Genomic DNA, 17,321 nt, shown 5'->3' with positions numbered 1-17,321 from the left:
CGGATCGGCACGACGCCGATCCGGCCGGCGCGAGCCGGCCCGAAGGGCGGGGTTCACGGACGAATCCCGCGACGCCGCAGATGGGCCCTTGGAGGCCCGCCCGGACGGGGCTCGCGGGTTTCCCGCACTCGGCGTTGCCGTCCCTCGACGGGCCCGAGTGATCGCCCTGGGCCCGCCTTCGGACCGGCGCCTTGATTGCGGGCAAACCCGCGAGCCAGAGATGCCATCGCATCATGCAGAGTTTCCCTAGCACAAGGCGCCCATTTGGCGCCACCGGCCGCCAATCGCATAATCACTGTTGAATTCGGGCCGCTTCCCGGCTCGACCGACCGACTGTTACAGGAACGCGCATGACCGACTCCGCCCAAGCCGCCTTCGCCCTGACCGCCGTCTCCCCGCTCGACGGCCGTTACGCCCGCCACACCCGAGCGCTGACCGAGTGCTTCAGCGAGTACGCGCTGATCAAGTACCGCGTGCTGGTGGAAGTCGAGTGGTTCAAGGCACTGGCCGACGAACCGAAGATCGCCGAAGTGCCGGCGCTGAACGACGAGGACCGTGCCTCGCTCGACGCGATCGCCTCCGAATTCAGCGTCGAGTCGGCCATGCGGGTCAAGGAATTCGAGGCCACCACCAACCACGACGTCAAGGCGGTCGAGTATTTCCTCAAGGAGCAGGTCGCCGATCATCCGCGCCTGGCCTCGATCAGCGAGTTCTTCCACTTCGCCTGCACCTCCGAGGACATCAACAACCTCGCCTACGGCCTGATGCTCGCCAAGGCGCGCGAGGACGTCGTCCTGCCGGAGATCGACGGGCTTGCCGACACGCTGCGCAAAATGGCCCACGAGTGGGCGGCCGTCTCCCTGCTCTCGCGCACCCACGGCCAGCCGGCCTCGCCGTCGACCATCGGCAAGGAGATCGCCAACGTGGTCGCGCGCCTCGAACGCCAGCGCGCCCAGATCGCCGACGTCAAGCTGATGGGCAAGATCAACGGCGCGGTGGGCAATTTCAACGCCCACCTCGCCGCCTACCCCGAAATCGACTGGCCGGGCTTCTCCAAGCGCTTTGTCGAGGGGCTGGGGCTGACCCACAACGCCTACACCATCCAGATCGAGCCGCACGACTACATCGCCGAGCTGTTCGACGCGATCGAGCGCGCCAACACCATCCTGATCGATTTCGCCCGCGACATCTGGGGCCAGATCGCCCTGGGGCACTTCAAGCAGCGCCTGGTCGAGGGCGAGGTCGGCTCCTCGACCATGCCCCACAAGGTCAACCCGATCGACTTCGAGAACGCCGAAGGCAACCTCGGCGTGGGCAACGCGGTCATGGGGCATCTGGCGCGCAAGCTGCCGATCAGCCGCTGGCAGCGGGATCTCACCGACTCCACCGTGCTGCGCACCCTCGGGGTGGGCATTGGTCACTCGTTGATCGCCTACCGCTCGCTGGCCAAGGGGCTGTCGAAGCTGGAGATCAACGCCGATCAACTGGCTGCCGAGCTCGACGGCAACTGGGAAGTGCTCGGTGAAGCGGTGCAGACCGTCATGCGACGCCACGGCGTGGAGAAGCCGTACGAGAAGCTCAAGGCACTCACTCGCGGCCAGCGGGTGGACGGTCCCGCCATGCGGGCATTCATCCAGGGCATCAACGAGCTGCCGCTCGAGGCCCGCGAACGGCTCGCCGCGATGGCGCCGGGCGACTACATCGGCAACGCCAAGGAGATGGCCGAGCGCATCTGAACCTGGCGGATCGGATCGATGATGGGGCGCCCCCGGTGGAATGGCCGACGCTCGTCGTTGCACCGGAAGCGAAAAGCCCGCAATCTGACGTTGACGGCCACGGCATGACGTCCGATCGCCGACGCCGAGGGAACCATTGGGGGATGCCGGCATGACCCTGCCCGAGAACTGGAGCGAGTACCTGCTCGAACACCCGCTGCCCGTGCGGCGGGCGATTCATCAGGGCATGTGCCGCGAGCTCTTGAGCGAGTCGCCGGATTTCCCGCGTCTGGTCGGCTGGCTGCGCCGCGATCCGGCCGCTGCCAGCTTCGTCCTCGGTGCGGCGGCCAGCGGCCAGCGCCAGCGCGAACGCAGTGCCCCGCACAATCTCGAGCACGCCCTGTCCCTGTTGGGCAGCAACTGGGCACGAAACCAGCTGCCCACACTGCCGATCCTCGAAAACACCATCGACGACGAGGACCAGCGGGCCGGCTACCTCGCGGCCTCGTCACGCGCCATGCGTGCCGCGCGGCTGACCGAGGCCTGGCTGATCGAACGCCGCGAGACCAACTACGAGATGGTCTCGGTCGCCGCCCTGCTCCACAACCTGGTCGAACTGGCCCTGTGGCGGGACGCCCCCGAACTGGCTCGCCAGGCACTCGCGATCGCGCGGAAGAGCCTGATCGATTTCACCCGGAACGACGCCGAGGACGCCAGTCTCGACCGCTGTTTTTCCGTCGGGCATGCCTTCGCGACGGTCCTCGGCGAGGCCGGCATCGACCTGCTCGAACTCGAGACCGCGCTCACCGAGCGCTATTACCTGCCGGTCATGCTGCTCGCCGAGGAGGCAACCATCCCCACGCTCGGCGCCCACCACGAGGCCATCCTGGTGCTGGCACGGCGACTCGCCTTCGCCAGCGAGTTCGGGTGGCACCACGCCGTCATTCGCCGGTTGACCATCGCTATCGCCGAGCAGCTGCATCTATCGCCAACGGCCGCCTGGCGCGTGACGGTGAAGAAGTCACTCGTCGATGCCCGCGAATTCGCCGACATCCCGCTCTACCATCCCGGTCGCCTCCTGGTGCAACACGATGACGGCCGCGACCTGCTGTGGCCGTTGCCGGCGGATTACGGACTCGACGCGGACGAGAACGGTTGCCACGCGAGCGGCAATCCCAAGCGCTCGACCACCCCCGGGCGGCAGCTGGGCGACACGATCCGCCAGCTCACCCGGTTCGATCAGGTCGAGGAGATCGCCTTGTACGAAAACGTCGATGCGTCGGTTTCGCAACGACGCTTCCACTGGAGCCGCTCCGGGCAGGCCGCCCTCCCCGAGGCGATCGGGCTGGATCAATCGCCACTGCTCTCCCGGTTGCAATCCCGCCTGGAAACGCTCGGCATCGACGAGCAGAACCGCGAACGCCTGGCACCGCACCTGGATACCGCGCTAAAGGCGGCCACGCGCGCTGGCCTGGTGATCGCACCGTTGTCGGTGAACGGGACATTGATCTCGACGCTGTTCGTTCGCGGTCCGCAGGGCGAGCAGCAGCGAGACATCATCTCCTCCCTCGATCGGGCCTGAACCGGTTTTTGGCGTCGGTCAGCCTGAGGCACCCAGACGTGCCAACGCCCATTGAATGTGACGATCGACCTGCTCCCCCGCCTCGCCCTTGCCGGCGCGCAGGGCCGCAATCGCCGCCGGGATGCGGTCATGCCCGGTCGGCAGGTTGCCCAGTGCCACGGCGAGGTTGCGACGCCAGCGGCGCCAGCCAATGCGTCGGATGGCCGACCCCTCGGTGCGTGACAGGAACGTGGCTTCGTCCCAGCTGAACAGGTCGACCAGATCGGGGGCATCCAACCCCTGGCGGGCGTGGAAGTCGACGTCGTTGGTCTGCCGTGCGAAGCGGTTCCAGGGACAGACCAGCTGGCAGTCGTCGCAGCCATAGATCCGGTTGCCCATCAGCGGACGCAGTTCCTCGGGGATGTCCTCGGCGGACTCGATGGTCAGGTAGGAAATGCAGCGACGCGCATCCACCACCCCATCGGCGACGATCGCGCCGGTCGGACACACGTCCAGGCAGGCCGTGCAGGAGCCACAGTGGGGCTCGACCGGCTCGTCAACCGGCAGGTCGATGTCCAGAAACAGCGCGCCGAGAAAGAACCACGAGCCGCCGGATCGATTCAGCACCAGCGAATGCTTGCCCTTCCAGCCGATGCCGGCGCGTTCGGCCAGTCCGGTCTCGTAGACCGGTGCCGAATCGCAGAAGGCCCGGTAGGTGAACGGGCCCACCGTGTCGCTGATCCGCTTGGCCAGTTGCGCCAGGCGCTTTCTGACCAGCTTGTGGTAGTCGCGTCCCAGCGCGTAGCGACTCACGTAACCCAGCGACGGATCGCCCAGCACGCGTGACGGCCCCAGGGACTCGGGCGGCAAGTAGTCGCGGGTGACCATCAGCACCCGGCGCGTTCCGGGTACCAGCTCCTCGGGGTGAAACCGCATCAATCCGTGGCGCTCGAAGAACCCCATCGTGCCGGCATGGCCGTCGGCCAGCCAGCGTTCGAATCCTGCCTCGTAGGCCGACAGGTCCGTGTCGGTGACCCGGGCATCGGTAAAGCCCAGCTCATCCGCCCATGCCTGGATGCGCCGCTTGAGCTCGGACGGCTCCACGATCAGCTCCCCAGGCGCTCGGCGACCAACATGCCACCCCGTGCCGCCAGCAGGCACAGGACGACGGTGGACACCACGTACATTCCCGCCCACAACCAGGCCTGTCGTTGCATAAGGGCCAGGGTATCGATGGAGAAGGCGGACATGGTGGTAAACGCACCGAGAAAGCCGGTGAGGATGGCCAGACGGTATTCCATCGGCATCTGCCACCGGGTGAGCAGCCAGACGCCGAGAAATCCCATCAGCCCCGAACCGATCACGTTCACGCCCAGCGTGCCCCAGGGGAACGCGCGTCCGCCGAACTGCATGATCGCCGCGGTCATGCCGTACCGCGCCATGGCACCCAAGCCCCCGGCCAATCCAATCAACAGGTAGAGCTTCATTCGATCGACTGTCTCCCAATGCCTGACGTGAACGGCGCGGGCCACCCCGAGTCCGCCGCGAGGTTATCACGCCCCATGGGCCCCGGCGGTGGCGGTAAGCGAGGATCTCCCCGGGTGTCTGCTCGGGATAGACCGGATGACCGATGGTCACAGGTTGGCCGCACGAGCCGTCGGCCACGCGTGACCGCTTCCTTGCAACGGCGAACAAGTGTCCTAAGCTCGGATCAGAGCACGGCCGCGGCGGGCTTCCCCGCGAGCAATGGGGTCTTCCCGGTCGTCGTTGATCTTCTCAACCAAAGCACAGTGAAGGAGAACGCATGAAGAAATTGCTACTCGCCAGTGCGATCGCTGGACTCTCGGCGGGCCTGACCGCGCCGGCCATGGCCGCCGAGAACGACTTCGAGCAATACCAGGCCGCGGTCTACGAGCGTGGTGGTTCGGGCGTCTCCGGCAATGCCGTGTTCATCCCGGAAAACGGCGAGATGATGGTCAAGCTGACCATCGAGAACGCCGACGGCATGTCCGCTGGCATTCACGCCGGCCTGTGCCGTTACGCGGAAGACAGCGACGGCGCGCCGGAAATGCTGGCCTTCGACGAAGACCCGCTGTTCGAGCTCAGTGCAATCGATGGCACCGAATCGTCTTCCACCATCGAGTTGACCACCGAGGCACTCATGGGTGATGCGCATTCGGTTGCCATCCACGACGGCAGCACCATCGTGGCCTGCGGCAACATCCAGTAAGCCGTCCCCGTAACCGTTGCCAAACCACGACGCCCCGGCCTGTCAGGTCGGGGCGTTTCTTTTTGTTGCCTGCGTTTTTCCGATTTACCGCCCGGCGACGTTGTCTCTCAGGTATTGCGGCACGGCGCGGTCGGGGGACAGGTAATCCGCCTCGGACAAGCGCCGGATCAGTTCGATTGCGTCCTCGGCATGCGGTAGCGCCTCCGGTTCGACGCGCAGAACCTCGCGGCCCTCGCCGAGTGACGGATACCGACCGAATCCACTGCCGCTGGCGACAATGCGCCCGGCTGCGCCTTGCGGAAACACCGGCTCGGTCACACCCTCCTCGAGCACGGTGATCAGACGCCCCTCGGCATCCAGCCGGTAGGCCGCTCGGTAGATCTCACCCATGCGGGCATCGATGGCGACCCGGGCTTCCACGTCGTCCACAGCCTCTCCCGCCGCCTTCAGGCGACGAAACGCCCCGGCGGCAAGGCAGGCGAGCGAGGAGACACCCGCCATGGGCAGGTCGCGGGATATCGCCACGCCCTGCGCCATCGCCGTGGCGATACGCACCCCCGTGAACGACCCCGGTCCGCGGCCGAAACCGATCAGCTCCAGGTCGTCGAAACCGATCCCGGCTTGCGCCAGCAGGGCCTCGGCCATCGGCAGCAGCTTTTCGGCGTGCCCCCTTGGGGCCACCTCGAAATCCGTGACCAGGCGGTCGCCGGCCAGCACGCCGGCCGTGCATGCCTCGGTGGAGGAGTCGAAATACAGAATGTTCACGCTTACCCCAGCTCGATACAAACGATCGATCGACGCCGGACCGGACCGGTCGGATGGCGTCGAACTTGCGAGCGGATTCTACCGGAAGCGAGCGACACCGGACGGGCAAGCGCCCCGGTCGGTCCGGGACACGAGGTGCGGCACCTCGATCAGGAGGCGTCCTCGCCGTTCTGGGCGGGCGTCCAGTGCTGGCGTATCTCGTCGAGCAGCCAACGCGTGGAGCCATCGAACGCCCCGTCTTCCTGGTGGCTGCCGATGAAGGGTTCGAGCTCGTTGGCCATCTGCTTGCCGAGCTCCACGCCCCACTGGTCGAAGGAGTCGATCTGCCAGACCGCGCCGGCGACGAATACCCGGTGTTCGTAGAGGGCAAGCAAGGCACCGACCGCCTCGGGGGTCATCTGCGGGAAGAGGATCGTGTTCGACGGCTGGCCACCCGGGCAGACGCGGTGCGGCGCGATCCGTTCGATGGTCGCCTCGTCGGCACCCTCGGCACGCATCTGCGCCTCGACTTCCTCCTGCGTGCGGCCGAGCATCAACGCCCGGCTCTGCGCGACCAGGTTCGCGAGCAACTGGCGTTGTTGCGTGCCGATCGGCGAGTGGGTCCGGATGGCGCTGATGAAGTCCGACGGGATCAGGCGCGTGCCCTGATGCAGCAACTGGTAGAAGGCGTGCTGCCCGTTGGTGCCGAGCCCGCCCCAGAGCACCGCGCTGGTGTGCGAGTCGACCGGCTGGCCGTCGATGCGCACCCGCTTGCCGTTGGATTCCATCATCACCTGTTGCAGGTGCGCGGGCAGAAAGCCCAGCCGCGTGCCGTACGGGAAGACCGCCAGCGAATCCGAGCCCAGGAAATCGGCGTTCCAGACGTCGATCAGCCCCAGGATCAACGGCAGATTGTCCCGGCCGGTGTTGAGCCGGAAATGCTCATCCAGGGCATGGGCCCCGTCCAGCAGGCGCTTGAAGCGATCCATGCCGAGATACAGCGCAATCGGCAGGCCGATGGCCGACCATAGCGAGTAGCGCCCCCCGACCCAGTCCCAGATCGGGAACATGTTGTCCGGGTCGATGCCGAACTCGCGCACCCGCTCGGTGTGGGTGGAAACGGCGACGAAGTGCTTCTTGATGGATTCTTCGTCCGGCGCGCTCTCGAGGAACCAGCGACGGGCCGAGCGGGCGTTGGCGAGCGTTTCCTGGGTGCCGAAGCTTTTGGAGGCCACCACGAACAGCGTGGTCTTGGGGTCGAGAATCGAGAGCTTGGAGGCCAGATCACTGGGCGCGATATTGGAGACGAAATGCACCCGGATGCCCCGGTCGGCATAGGAGCCCAGCGCGCGACAGACCATGCGCGTACCCAGGTCCGAGCCGCCCACGCCGATGTTCACCACGTCGGTGATCGGGTCGCCGGCATACCCCTTCCACTGGCCCGACTGGACCGACTCGACGAAGGTTTCCATGTGGTCGAGGACAGCGTTGACCTCGGGCATGACATCCTGACCGTCGAGCACGATCGGTCGATTGGACCGGTTGCGCAGGGCGACGTGCAGCACGGCGCGGTCCTCGCTGCCGTTGATGTGCACGCCGTTGAACATGTCGTCGCGCAGCTCAAGCACACCGCGCTCCTCGGCCAGCGCGAGCAGCCCGTCGATCACGTCGTCGGTGACGCGCTGCTTGGAGTAGTCGATCGACAGCCCCGCCGCGTGCCCCGACAGCCGGTTCGCCCGGTTGCCATCCGTCTGGAACCAGTCGTTCGGGTGGCGGCGCATGTGTTCGGTCGCCTTGACCTCGAGCAACTGCCAGATGGGGCTCATCCGGCCGACATACCGTTCCTTTCGCATCAATCCTCTCCAGGGATCTTGAGGTTGTTTCGCCAGCGGTGCGAGTCGGCATCGAACAGGCGATCGGCCTCCGGCGGCCCCCAGCTGCCCGCGGGGTACGTCGGGATGTAGTCACGCTCGACCGCCCAGTTGCGCAGGATCGGATCGACCACCCGCCAGGCCCAGGAGACCTCATCATACCGAAGGAAGAGCGTCTGATCGCCGTTGATCACGTCGAGTAACAGGGTCGCGTAGGCGTCCAGGTTCGCCGGTTCCTCCCCGGTGTAGGTGGCGTCCATCTGGACCGTGCGGGTGCGCATTTCCAGCCCCTCGGTCTTGATCTGCATCTCGAAGCGGAAGTTCTCCTCGGGCTGGATGCCGATCAACAGCCAGTTGGGCGCGGTGTTCGCCACCTGCGTTTCGCGGAACAACTGCTGTGGCGGCTCCCGGAAGCGAATCGAGATCTGGGAATGGCTCTTGGCCATGCGCTTGCCGGTGCGCAGGTAGAACGGCACGTCGCGCCAGCGCCAGTTGTCGATGTAGAGCTTGAGCGCGGCGAATGTCTCGGTTACCGAATCGTCCGCCACACCGGGTTCGTCGAGGTAACCCGGCTCGTTGACCCCGTCGACCATCCCGCGCGAGTACTGCGCCCGGAAGGCCTGCGCATGCACGCCGCGGTGAGAGATCGGGCGGATGCAGCGCAGCACCTTGACCTTCTCGTCGCGCACCGCCTCGGCATCCATCGAGGCCGGCGGCTCCATCGCCGTCAGCGCCAGCATCTGCATCAGGTGGCTCTGGACCATGTCGCGCAGGGCCCCGGCCGAATCGTAGTACGCCCCGCGGCCCTCGATACCCTGTTGCTCAGCGTGCGAGATCTGGACGTGATCGATGTAGTTGCGATTCCACAGCGGCTCGAGCAGCAGGTTGGCGAACCGCATCACCATGATGTTCTGTACCGTGCCTTTGCCGAGGTAGTGGTCGATGCGGAAGATCTGGTGCTCGTCGAAGTACTGATGGAGCAGGCCGTCGAGGGCATGGGCGCTGTCGATGTCGTGGCCGAACGGCTTTTCGATCACCACCCGCCGACAACCCAGGGTCTCGTCGGTGAGCCCGCAGGCGCCGAGGTTGCGGCAGATCGCGCCAAAGGCCGACGGCGACACGGCGAAGTAGAAGACCACGCAATCGGGAAATTCGGCATGGGTCAGCCGGTCCGCGAGATCCTCGAAGCAACCGGTGTCGTTTAAGTCGCCGTTGTGAAAATGCAGCTTGCTGAGCAGTCGCTCGATGGAATCGTCCGAGGGGCAGTCGTCCTCGCCCGGTTCGCCTGCCAGGCACAGGCGCCGTACCTCCTCACGCCAGGTGGCATCGTCCCAGTCACGCCGACCGAAGCCGATGATGCGGCTGCCCTCGGCCAGCCGGTCGGCCCGTTCAAGCTGGTACAAGGCCGGCAACAGCTTCTTGCGCGACAGGCTGCCGGTCGCACCGAAGATGACGATGGTGACCGGACGCGGCGGTTCACGACGGATCGCCTTACGCATGGGCCGCACTCCCGCGTTCTCGCACACTCACCGGCCGCGAGCTCATGACTCGTCCCGGCGTTGCACCACGTGACCACCAAAGGCGTTGCGCATCATCGCGAGCACCCGGTTGCCGTAGCCCTCGTCGTCTTGGCTGGCAAAACGCATCTGCAGGGCCAGCGTCATGACCGGCGCGGCCACGCCCAGATCGATCGCCTCGATGGCCGTCCAACGGCCCTCGCCGGAGTCGGCCACGTGCGGGCGGATCGCCTCGAGACCCTGCCCTTCCTGCTTGAGTGCCTCGGCGGTGAGATCCAGCAGCCAGCTCTGTACCACCGACCCCTCGCGCCACAACTCGGTTACCTGCGCGAGGTCCAGGTCGAACTCGGATTTCTTGCGCAGCACGGCCAGCCCCTCGGCCATCGCCTGCATCATCCCGTATTCGATGCCGTTGTGGATCATCTTGGTGAAGTGCCCGGCGCCGGCCGGCCCGACATGCCCCCAGCCCGAGTCAGGGCTGGGGGCGAGCACGCGGATCGCGGGCTCGATGTGGGCAAACCCGGCCTTTGTGCCGCCCACCATCAGGCTGTAGCCGTTCTTCAGGCCCCAGACACCGCCGGAGGTGCCGCAATCCAGGAAATGCACCCCGGCCGCCTCGACCCGTTCGGCGTGCGCCATGGTCTCGCTGTACCGCGAGTTGCCCCCGTCGACCAGCACGTCACCCGGGCTCATCTGCGGCAACAATCGCTCGATCGCCTGACTGGTGATCGCGCCCGCCGGCAGCATCAACCAGATCACGCGTGGGCCGTCGAGTTCGCGGAAGACGTCGGCCTCCTCGTAGGCGGGCACGATGTGGTCTTCCTCGTGCAGCAACTCGTCGATGGGCGCCCGGCTGCGATTGTGCGCCACCACCGTGATGCCACCGCGCGACAGGCGCCGCGCCATATTGGCGCCCATGCGCCCCAGACCGAAAATGGCGAGTTTCATCGGCTTACACTCCTGATAATCGTGCAACGGGTAACCGTCCAACGGTTGAAAAACGGCGAACGGCAAAACAACGCAAGGTCCGGACCGGCCGATACCGCGCCTGCCGGGTCTTGCCAGCCCGGGAATCGTCTGGCTCCCCGACCATGCGCCCGGATCGGGCAACGGTCAACGACCGATCAACGCCGTGCCCGCTCGCCCCGTCATCACCGAGGGGGATCGAGCAGGAACACGCGTCTAGAACAGTGAGCAAGCTTTGCGCCATGTCGGCGTGCGTCATCTCGAGACAGCCTGTTTCAAGCCTAGCCAACGCCTGTTGGTTTTCCATGACGGCCTCGCAAAAACCGGAGGCCCAGCGGCGAGAAACGACACGACAGGGATCCCGCCGTGGCGGGGGCTCGAGCGAAACCCGGCACCGGCCTGGGGCCGCAAACCGGCAAGAGAGGCCAGAAATCGCTATAATGCCCGCGATTTTGCCCGACGATCCCGACCCCCTTCCCACGGGCCAACCCCAGGGTCCCCGCGGTCGGACGGGCCACTCCGGCCGAGATAACCAGCGGCCCGGAGCCGCAACCATCAATCCGCGAGAACTCATACGCGATGACGACAAGCAAAGACAAGGACAAGGCCCTGCGCGCCCGAGTGCGCCTATTCGGCAACCTGCTCGGCGAGGTGCTCCGCGAACAGGCCGGCGAGGCGGTCTTCGACACCGTCGAGAGCCTGCGCCGCGGCTTCATCCGCCTGCGCAAGAGCTACGATCCGGCGCTCTACCGCGAGCTGATGGACGAGATCGAGGCGCTGGATGCCGACAGCCTCAACCTGGTCGTGCGTGCCTACGGCCTGTACTTCAACCTCGTCAACATCGCCGAGGAAGACTACTCCCACCAGCATCGTCGCCGCCAGATCCGGCGCGGCCTGCGCCTGTGGCGCGGCTCGTTCTACGACACCATCCGCGGCTTTGCCCGCGAGGGCATGACCCCGGAACAGCTCCAGGGCCTGCTCGACCAGTTGGTGTACATGCCGGTATTCACCGCCCACCCGACCGAGGCCAAGCGCCGCACGGTCATGGACCTGCAGCGCCGCATCTTCCTGTTGTGTGGCGAACTCGACCGTCCGGAGTCCACCGGGGTCGAGCGCGAACGTCTGCTCGATGAAGTCAAATCGATCATCCTGGCGCTGCTGCGCACCAACGAGGTGCGCACGACGCGCCCCGAGGTGTCCGACGAGATCCGCCTGGGCATGTACTACTTCCGCACCTCGATCTTCGCGGCGGTGCCCAAGGCCTACCGCTACCTCGAGCGCGCGGTGAACCTGAACTACAACGACGCCCACCCCGACAAGCCGGTCACCGTGCCGAGCCTGTTCAAGTTCGGCTCGTGGATCGGCGGCGACCGCGACGGCAACCCCTACGTCACTCACGACGTGACCATCAAGGCCGTCTGCCTCGCCTCCGAGACCATCCTCAAGGAATACCTCGACCGGCTCGAGACGCTCAAGCGCATCCTGACCCATTCCCTGCAGCTGGTGCCGGAGATCGACTGCCAGCAGCTGCAGCTCAAGACCGATGCCGAGGCGCTGGGCATGCTGGAGGCCAACCAGCAGGACGGCGAGTTCTTCCCCGAGGAGCCCTACCGCCTGAAGCTGCGCGCCATCCGCCAGCGCCTGCGCTACAACCTCGCCTACATCCACAGCGAGCTTGACGGCAAGCCGACCGCGCTCGACCCGCGCGCCTACCAGAGCAAGGACGCCTTCCTCGACGACCTGTACCGCCTGCGCGATTCCCTGATCGGCATCGGCGACCGGCTGCTGGCCGAAGGCGACCTCAAGGACCTGATCCGCCTGGCCGAGACCTTCGGCTGGCACCTGGTGCGCCTGGACATTCGCCAGGAATCCACCGAGCACACCGAAACCGTCACCGAGGTCTTAAAGCAGCTCGCCCCCGAAATCGACTACGCCAACCTGGCCGAGGACGACCGCACCCGCGTGCTGGGCGAGCTGATCGAGGCCGGCTCGCACCGGGTCGATGCCCTGGGCACGGACTTGAGCGAGAAGTCCCGCGAGGTGATCAAGGTCCTCGAGGTCAAGCGCCAGCTGATCGATCACATCAGCCGCGAGTGCTTCGGCACCTACGTGATCTCGATGACCCACTCGGCCAGCCACGTGATGGAGGTGATGTATCTCGCCTCGCTGACCGGCCTGGTGGGCAAGACCGAATCCGGCGACTGGTTCTCCGACATCCAGGTCTCGCCGCTGTTCGAGACCATCGAGGACCTCAAGCACATCGAGCACGTGCTCGGCACGCTGTTCGACAACCCCACCTACCGTGGCCTGGTACGCGCCTCCGGCGAGCTGCAGGAAGTGATGCTGGGTTACTCCGACTCCTGCAAGGACGGCGGCTCGCTCGCCTCGGTCTGGAGCCTGTACAACGCGCAGAAACGCGTCATCCGTCTGACCCGCAGCCACGGCATCCAGTGCCGTCTGTTCCACGGGCGTGGCGGCACGGTCGCGCGCGGCGGCGGCCCGACCCACGAGTCGATCCTCTCGCTGCCGCAGGGCACCGTCGAGGGGCAGATCAAGTTCACCGAACAGGGCGAGGTGCTGTCCTCGAAGTACAGCAACAACGAGACGGCCATCTACGAGCTCACCATGGGGGCGACCGGCCTGATGAAGGCCTCGCAGCACCAGGTGGTCGACGAGAACCCGGTGCCGGAGGAGTTCGAGCACGTGGTGGGCGATCTGGCCCGCTACGGCGAGGAGGCCTACCGCGACCTGACCGACCACACGCCATTCTTCTTCCGCTACTTCCACGAGGCCACCCCGGTCCGTGAGCTCGGCCTGTTGAACATCGGCTCCCGCCCGACCTCGCGCAAGAAGGGCGATCTCTCCAAGGCCTCGGTGCGCGCGATCCCGTGGGTGTTCGGCTGGTCGCAATCGCGCCACACCCTGCCGGCGTGGTACGGCATGGGCTCGGCGCTCAAGCGTTGGCGCGAGGAAAACCCGGGACGCGAGGAACTGCTGCACGACCTGTTCGAGCAGTGGCCGTTCTTCCACAGCATGCTGCGCAACACCCAGCTCTCCCTGACCAAGGGCGAGATGACCATCGCGCGGGAGTACGCCGGTCTGGTCTCCGACCAGGAGCAGGCCCAGGCGGTCTACGAGAAGATCCGCACGGAATACGAGTGCGCCGTCGAGCAACTGCTGAAAGTCGCGCACGCCGACTCGCTGGTGGAGATCGACGAGTACATCGGCACCTCGATGATGCGTCGCAACCCGTACCTGGACGTGCTCAACCACATCCAGATCACCCTGCTCTCACGTCATCGCGACGAAAGCGTGCCGGAGGCCGAACGGGAAAAGTGGTTGCCGCCGCTGCTGCGTAGCATCAACGCGATCGCCGCCGGGATGCGCAACACCGGCTGACCACCAGCCCGAGCCGATCAAACGCAAAGGCCGTCGCTCGATCCGTCGAGCGGCGGCCTTTTTCATGACACACCGGACAACCGGCGCGGGCTCAGGGAAGTCGGTCGTGGCGGGCCAGCCGTTCGCGAAGCCGCTGGGCGAGGCGATCATCCAGCGCTCCGGTCGGCACCCGCCAGCACCAGTTGCCCTCGCGGGTTCCCGGGACGTTGATGCGCGCCTCGGAGCCGAGCCCCAGCACGTCACCGACCGGCAGCATCGCGAGGTTCGCCGGCGATCCGAGTGCGGACTCGATCAAGGCCTCGGGCATCGGCAGTCCCGGGTCGATCCCCTGCATCGACTCGAGCCAGCGACGCACACGGGCACGGCTCGCCTCGTCGAGCGACAACCACCAGCCGAGCGAGGTGTCGTTGTCGTGCGTCCCGGTGTAGACGACACTCCGCTCCCGATGATGCACCGGCAGATGGGGGTTTCCCTCGTTGCCGTCGAAGGCGAATTGCAGGACCACCATGCCCGGCAGCCCGAAGCGATCGCGCAACTCGATCACCTCGTCGGTGATCACGCCCAGGTCCTCGGCCACCAGGGGCAAGCGGTCGCCTGCCACCGATTCGAGCGCTTCGAGCAGCGACGCCCCCGGACCGGTTACCCATCGCCCCTGCGTGGCATCCGGGGCCTCGACGGGGATCGCCCAGTAACCGGCAATCCCCCTAAAGTGATCGATCCGTACCCAGTCATACAAGGCCAGGTGTCGGGCGAGCCGTTGCTTCCACCACGAGAACCCGTCCGCCGCCATGCGCGAGTAGTCGAACAACGGGTTGCCCCAGCGCTGCCCGGTGGCGGAAAAGTAGTCGGGCGGCACCCCGGCCACCACGCTGGGCCGGCCACTGGCATCGAGCTGGAACAACGACCGATTGGCCCAGACATCGGCCGAGTCGCCGGCCACGAAGATCGGCAGATCGCCGAACAGACACAGCGCACGCTCTCGGGCTTGCTTGCGCAACGCCTGCCATTGCCGTTCGAGCAGGAACTGCTCGAAGGCGACCGCCTCGATGCGATCGCCATGGGCCTGCTCGATGACCCGCATGGCCTCGGGTTCGCGGTCCCTGAGTCCGTCCGGCCACTCCAGCCAGCAACGACCGTCCTGCTCGCCGCGGATCACCATGAAATGCGCGTAATCCTCGAGCCAATGCGATTCGCGTTCACGAAACCGTTCGAATCCCGAGCGCAGGGCCTCGCCGGCGCCCTCACCCCGCCGTCGTGCCTCCACCGATACCCCGGGAGCGAAACCGGGATCCGTGGCGAGATCGGCTTCGTCCAGATAGGCCGGTTCCAGGGCGAACGAGGAAAGGCACTGGTAGGGACTGTTGTCGGGATGGGTGGGCCCCAGGGGCAGCACCTGCCATACCGACAGGCCGGACTCGGCGAGAAACCGGAGTACCTCGCGGGCATCGTCCCCGAATCCGGGAGTCGCCAGGCTGCCGATCGGCAGGAGCAGCCCCGCGCGTCGGCGCGTGGCCGGCGGCTCAAACGGCGTGGCGGTCATCGGGGCTCCGCTCACGCCTGGCCCCGACGCATCGTGCCGCCACCGGTCACCTGTCCCGGCTTGCTGGTCGGCACGCTGATCGGCTCGTCCAGGTTGGCCGGGACGGGGCGCTCGAGCAGTTCGTAGAGACGGGCCAGCTGCAGCCGGAACAACCGGTCGAAATCGCGTGTGGCCTCGGCCGGGTTGTCGTCACCGAACCACCAGAACCAGTCCGATCCCTCGCAGACGGCCAGCTGCTGGGCGTTGCGCGCACGGGTTTCCTGGTTCCAGCGACCTCGCGCCTCGGCCTCGATGTAGGCGCGTCGCGCCTCGACCAGACGGTCCCAGGCGCGGTTCTTGGCCGGCTCGCCGATCCAGGTGGCGAGGTTGCCGTACACCCAGCTGCCCGCGACCAGTGCCTTCAATTCCACGTGCTCGGGCGCGCGGTCAAGCACGGCGGAGAACGTCGTCATCTCGATACGCGGATGGGCGGACAGGCGCTTGTACAGCCCGTCGAGCAGCCAGAAACCGTTGTCGGGGTAGTGCTCCCAGGCATTCTCGCCATCCAGGATGATCGGCACCACGGGTGCCTCGACCCCCAGGTGGTCACAGGTGTCGGCGATCGAGACCAGGTGATGGGTGAGATCCTCGACCGCGTCGTCGGCATGCCAGTTCTGATAGTCGAACCCGATTCGGTCCGACAGGCCGTCGTCGCGGAAGAACAGGCGCAGCGATTGGCCGGGCCGCGCGAACACGCGGTGCTCGCAGTGCAGCGCCTGGTGGGCGTGGTTCAGGCTGTTGCGCAGCACCTGCTGGCCGCTCGCCGCCCAGGCAAAACCGGCCTCGTCGAGCAGCCGCACGGTCGGCTCGGAGATCGCGCCCTCCGAGGGCCAACAACCGGTGGGGTCGCGGCCCAACAGGCGGCGAAACACCTCGCGGCCATGATCGATATGCCAGCGGGCGCGCTCCTCGCCGTCGGGGTACACCTCGGCCCGGGGTGACGGCGCATCCGGCTCGGCTTCGTGCCCGGCACGCAGGTCCTGGAGCAGGGGCAGGATCGGATGGGCGTAGGGCGTCATGGACAGCTCGATCTGGCCACGGTCGGCCAGCCGACCATAGCGATCGAACAGGTCACCGATCGTCTCGCCGATCACGTGGAGCAGGGATTGTCGCGCCGTCGCACTGAACCCGCCATCGTTCGCCAGCAACTCGCGAAGGCGGGAATCGCCCTGGCGCAAGGTCTCGCCCGCCCAGGCCAGGTGATACCACGCCGAGAGGTCACCGATGAGGGCATCGCTGGCATAGCCCGCCGGGTCGGCGGTATCCAGCAACCCTTCGACGGCGGCGACCAGTCGCGAGAACGGCTCAAACCGTTCGATCATGCGTTCCCGATGGGCTCGCAACAGGCCGTGCAGCACCGCCAGGCGCCGCTCGCCGGTCACCGCGGCGGGCTCGACCAGCGCGACGAGCATCGGGTCGCGCAATTGCGTGATATCGCCGGTCTGGCGGTAACGCTCGATCTGGCTGGCGTAATCGGCCAGCTGCTCGAGGAGGATCGGCACGAAATTGACCACCACGCGCGCCTCGGGCCAGCGTTCGAGATGGGCGGCCATGTCGGCGTAGTCCTTGATCGCGTGCAGGTAGGTCCAGGGCTGCTGGTACACGCCGTCGCGCGGGTCGCGATATTCCGGCTGGTGCATGTGCCAGAGAAAGACCACCGACACGGTCCTCGCGGGGCGATGGGTAGCCATGACGAAATCACCCGATGGGCGCCACCGGCGCCCGGTTGGTCGTGAAGG

At 66.6% G+C, this 17,321-nt stretch carries 12 protein-coding genes; 4 read left to right on the top strand and 8 right to left on the bottom strand.

Annotation, left to right across the window (positions count from 1 at the left end; translation table 11 throughout):
- Positions 1-350: 350 nt before the first annotated feature.
- Together purB and FAZ79_RS06805 are read left to right on the top strand one after the other, a co-directional pair.
- Positions 351-1,736 carry an adenylosuccinate lyase gene (gene purB / locus FAZ79_RS06810; protein ID WP_136867229.1) on the top strand — a complete coding sequence of 462 codons (1,386 nt, stop codon included), beginning with the start codon at positions 351-353 and terminating at the stop codon, positions 1,734-1,736.
- Positions 1,737-1,887: 151 nt separating this feature from the next.
- Entirely contained in the window at positions 1,888-3,297 is a 1,410-nt protein-coding gene (locus FAZ79_RS06805) for an HDOD domain-containing protein (RefSeq protein WP_136867228.1), read from the top strand.
- 18 nt (positions 3,298-3,315) lie between these two features.
- Here FAZ79_RS06805 and queG read toward each other — a convergent pair whose 3' ends face one another.
- Together queG and crcB are read right to left on the bottom strand one after the other, a co-directional pair.
- A complete protein-coding gene (gene queG / locus FAZ79_RS06800) occupies positions 3,316-4,383 on the bottom strand; it encodes a tRNA epoxyqueuosine(34) reductase QueG (RefSeq protein WP_136867234.1) in 1,068 nt (355 codons plus the stop codon).
- Positions 4,383-4,763, bottom strand: a complete 381-nt coding sequence (gene crcB / locus FAZ79_RS06795) for a fluoride efflux transporter CrcB (RefSeq protein WP_136867227.1) — start codon at positions 4,761-4,763, stop codon at positions 4,383-4,385. Before crcB ends, queG begins: the two co-directional genes overlap by 1 nt.
- Positions 4,764-5,080: 317 nt before the next feature.
- On the opposite strand from crcB, the gene FAZ79_RS06790 reads away from it, so the two are divergent.
- A complete protein-coding gene (locus tag FAZ79_RS06790) occupies positions 5,081-5,506 on the top strand; it encodes a hypothetical protein (protein WP_136867226.1) in 426 nt (141 codons plus the stop codon).
- An 84-nt stretch (positions 5,507-5,590) separates the two neighbouring features.
- On the opposite strand, the gene tsaB is transcribed toward FAZ79_RS06790, so the two are convergent.
- The 4 genes from tsaB to gnd all read right to left on the bottom strand — a co-directional run bounded on the left by tsaB (position 5,591) and on the right by gnd (position 10,613).
- Positions 5,591-6,271, bottom strand: coding sequence for a tRNA (adenosine(37)-N6)-threonylcarbamoyltransferase complex dimerization subunit type 1 TsaB (tsaB, locus tag FAZ79_RS06785; RefSeq protein WP_169303629.1), 681 nt, complete (start codon positions 6,269-6,271; stop codon positions 5,591-5,593).
- A 149-nt stretch (positions 6,272-6,420) separates the two neighbouring features.
- The gene (gene pgi, locus FAZ79_RS06780) at positions 6,421-8,103 is read right to left on the bottom strand and encodes a glucose-6-phosphate isomerase (RefSeq protein WP_247709515.1); all 1,683 of its coding nucleotides are present in this window, start codon (positions 8,101-8,103) and stop codon (positions 6,421-6,423) included.
- A complete protein-coding gene (gene zwf / locus FAZ79_RS06775) occupies positions 8,103-9,620 on the bottom strand; it encodes a glucose-6-phosphate dehydrogenase (protein WP_136867224.1) in 1,518 nt (505 codons plus the stop codon). Before zwf ends, pgi begins: the two co-directional genes overlap by 1 nt.
- 42 nt (positions 9,621-9,662) lie before the next feature.
- Positions 9,663-10,613: a phosphogluconate dehydrogenase (NAD(+)-dependent, decarboxylating) gene (gene gnd, locus FAZ79_RS06770; RefSeq protein ID WP_269321135.1), complete on the bottom strand. Its 951-nt coding sequence runs from the start codon at positions 10,611-10,613 to the stop codon at positions 9,663-9,665.
- Positions 10,614-11,183: 570 nt separating this feature from the next.
- Here gnd and ppc point away from each other — a divergent pair.
- Positions 11,184-14,003: a phosphoenolpyruvate carboxylase gene (ppc, locus tag FAZ79_RS06765; protein ID WP_136867222.1), complete on the top strand. Its 2,820-nt coding sequence runs from the start codon at positions 11,184-11,186 to the stop codon at positions 14,001-14,003.
- 91 nt (positions 14,004-14,094) lie between these two features.
- Here ppc and malQ read toward each other — a convergent pair whose 3' ends face one another.
- Together malQ and FAZ79_RS06755 are read right to left on the bottom strand one after the other, a co-directional pair.
- A complete protein-coding gene (malQ, locus tag FAZ79_RS06760) occupies positions 14,095-15,543 on the bottom strand; it encodes a 4-alpha-glucanotransferase (protein WP_136867221.1) in 1,449 nt (482 codons plus the stop codon).
- 11 nt (positions 15,544-15,554) lie between these two features.
- Entirely contained in the window at positions 15,555-17,273 is a 1,719-nt protein-coding gene (locus FAZ79_RS06755) for a glycoside hydrolase family 57 protein (RefSeq protein WP_136867220.1), read from the bottom strand.
- Positions 17,274-17,321 lie beyond the last annotated feature (48 nt).

It is taken from the genome of Guyparkeria sp. SB14A (genome assembly GCF_005096345.1).
Taxonomy (GTDB): domain Bacteria; phylum Pseudomonadota; class Gammaproteobacteria; order Halothiobacillales; family Halothiobacillaceae; genus Guyparkeria; species Guyparkeria hydrothermalis.
The sequence above is the reverse complement of the archived record's forward strand: the minus strand, read 5'-3'. Positions and strand labels throughout refer to the sequence as shown.

Bases quoted from the DNA above. Each gene is read 5' to 3' on its own strand.
- purB (WP_136867229.1), top strand. From the start codon at position 351: ATGACCGACTCCGCCCAAGCCGCCTTCGCCCTGACCGCCGTCTCCCCG.
- FAZ79_RS06805 (WP_136867228.1), top strand. From the start codon at position 1,888: ATGACCCTGCCCGAGAACTGGAGCGAGTACCTGCTCGAACACCCGCTG.
- crcB (WP_136867227.1), bottom strand. From the start codon at position 4,763: ATGAAGCTCTACCTGTTGATTGGATTGGCCGGGGGCTTGGGTGCCATG.
- FAZ79_RS06790 (WP_136867226.1), top strand. From the start codon at position 5,081: ATGAAGAAATTGCTACTCGCCAGTGCGATCGCTGGACTCTCGGCGGGC.
- pgi (WP_247709515.1), bottom strand. From the start codon at position 8,103: ATGCGAAAGGAACGGTATGTCGGCCGGATGAGCCCCATCTGGCAGTTG.
- zwf (WP_136867224.1), bottom strand. From the start codon at position 9,620: ATGCGTAAGGCGATCCGTCGTGAACCGCCGCGTCCGGTCACCATCGTC.
- ppc (WP_136867222.1), top strand. From the start codon at position 11,184: ATGACGACAAGCAAAGACAAGGACAAGGCCCTGCGCGCCCGAGTGCGC.
- malQ (WP_136867221.1), bottom strand. From the start codon at position 15,543: ATGACCGCCACGCCGTTTGAGCCGCCGGCCACGCGCCGACGCGCGGGG.
- FAZ79_RS06755 (WP_136867220.1), bottom strand. From the start codon at position 17,273: ATGGCTACCCATCGCCCCGCGAGGACCGTGTCGGTGGTCTTTCTCTGG.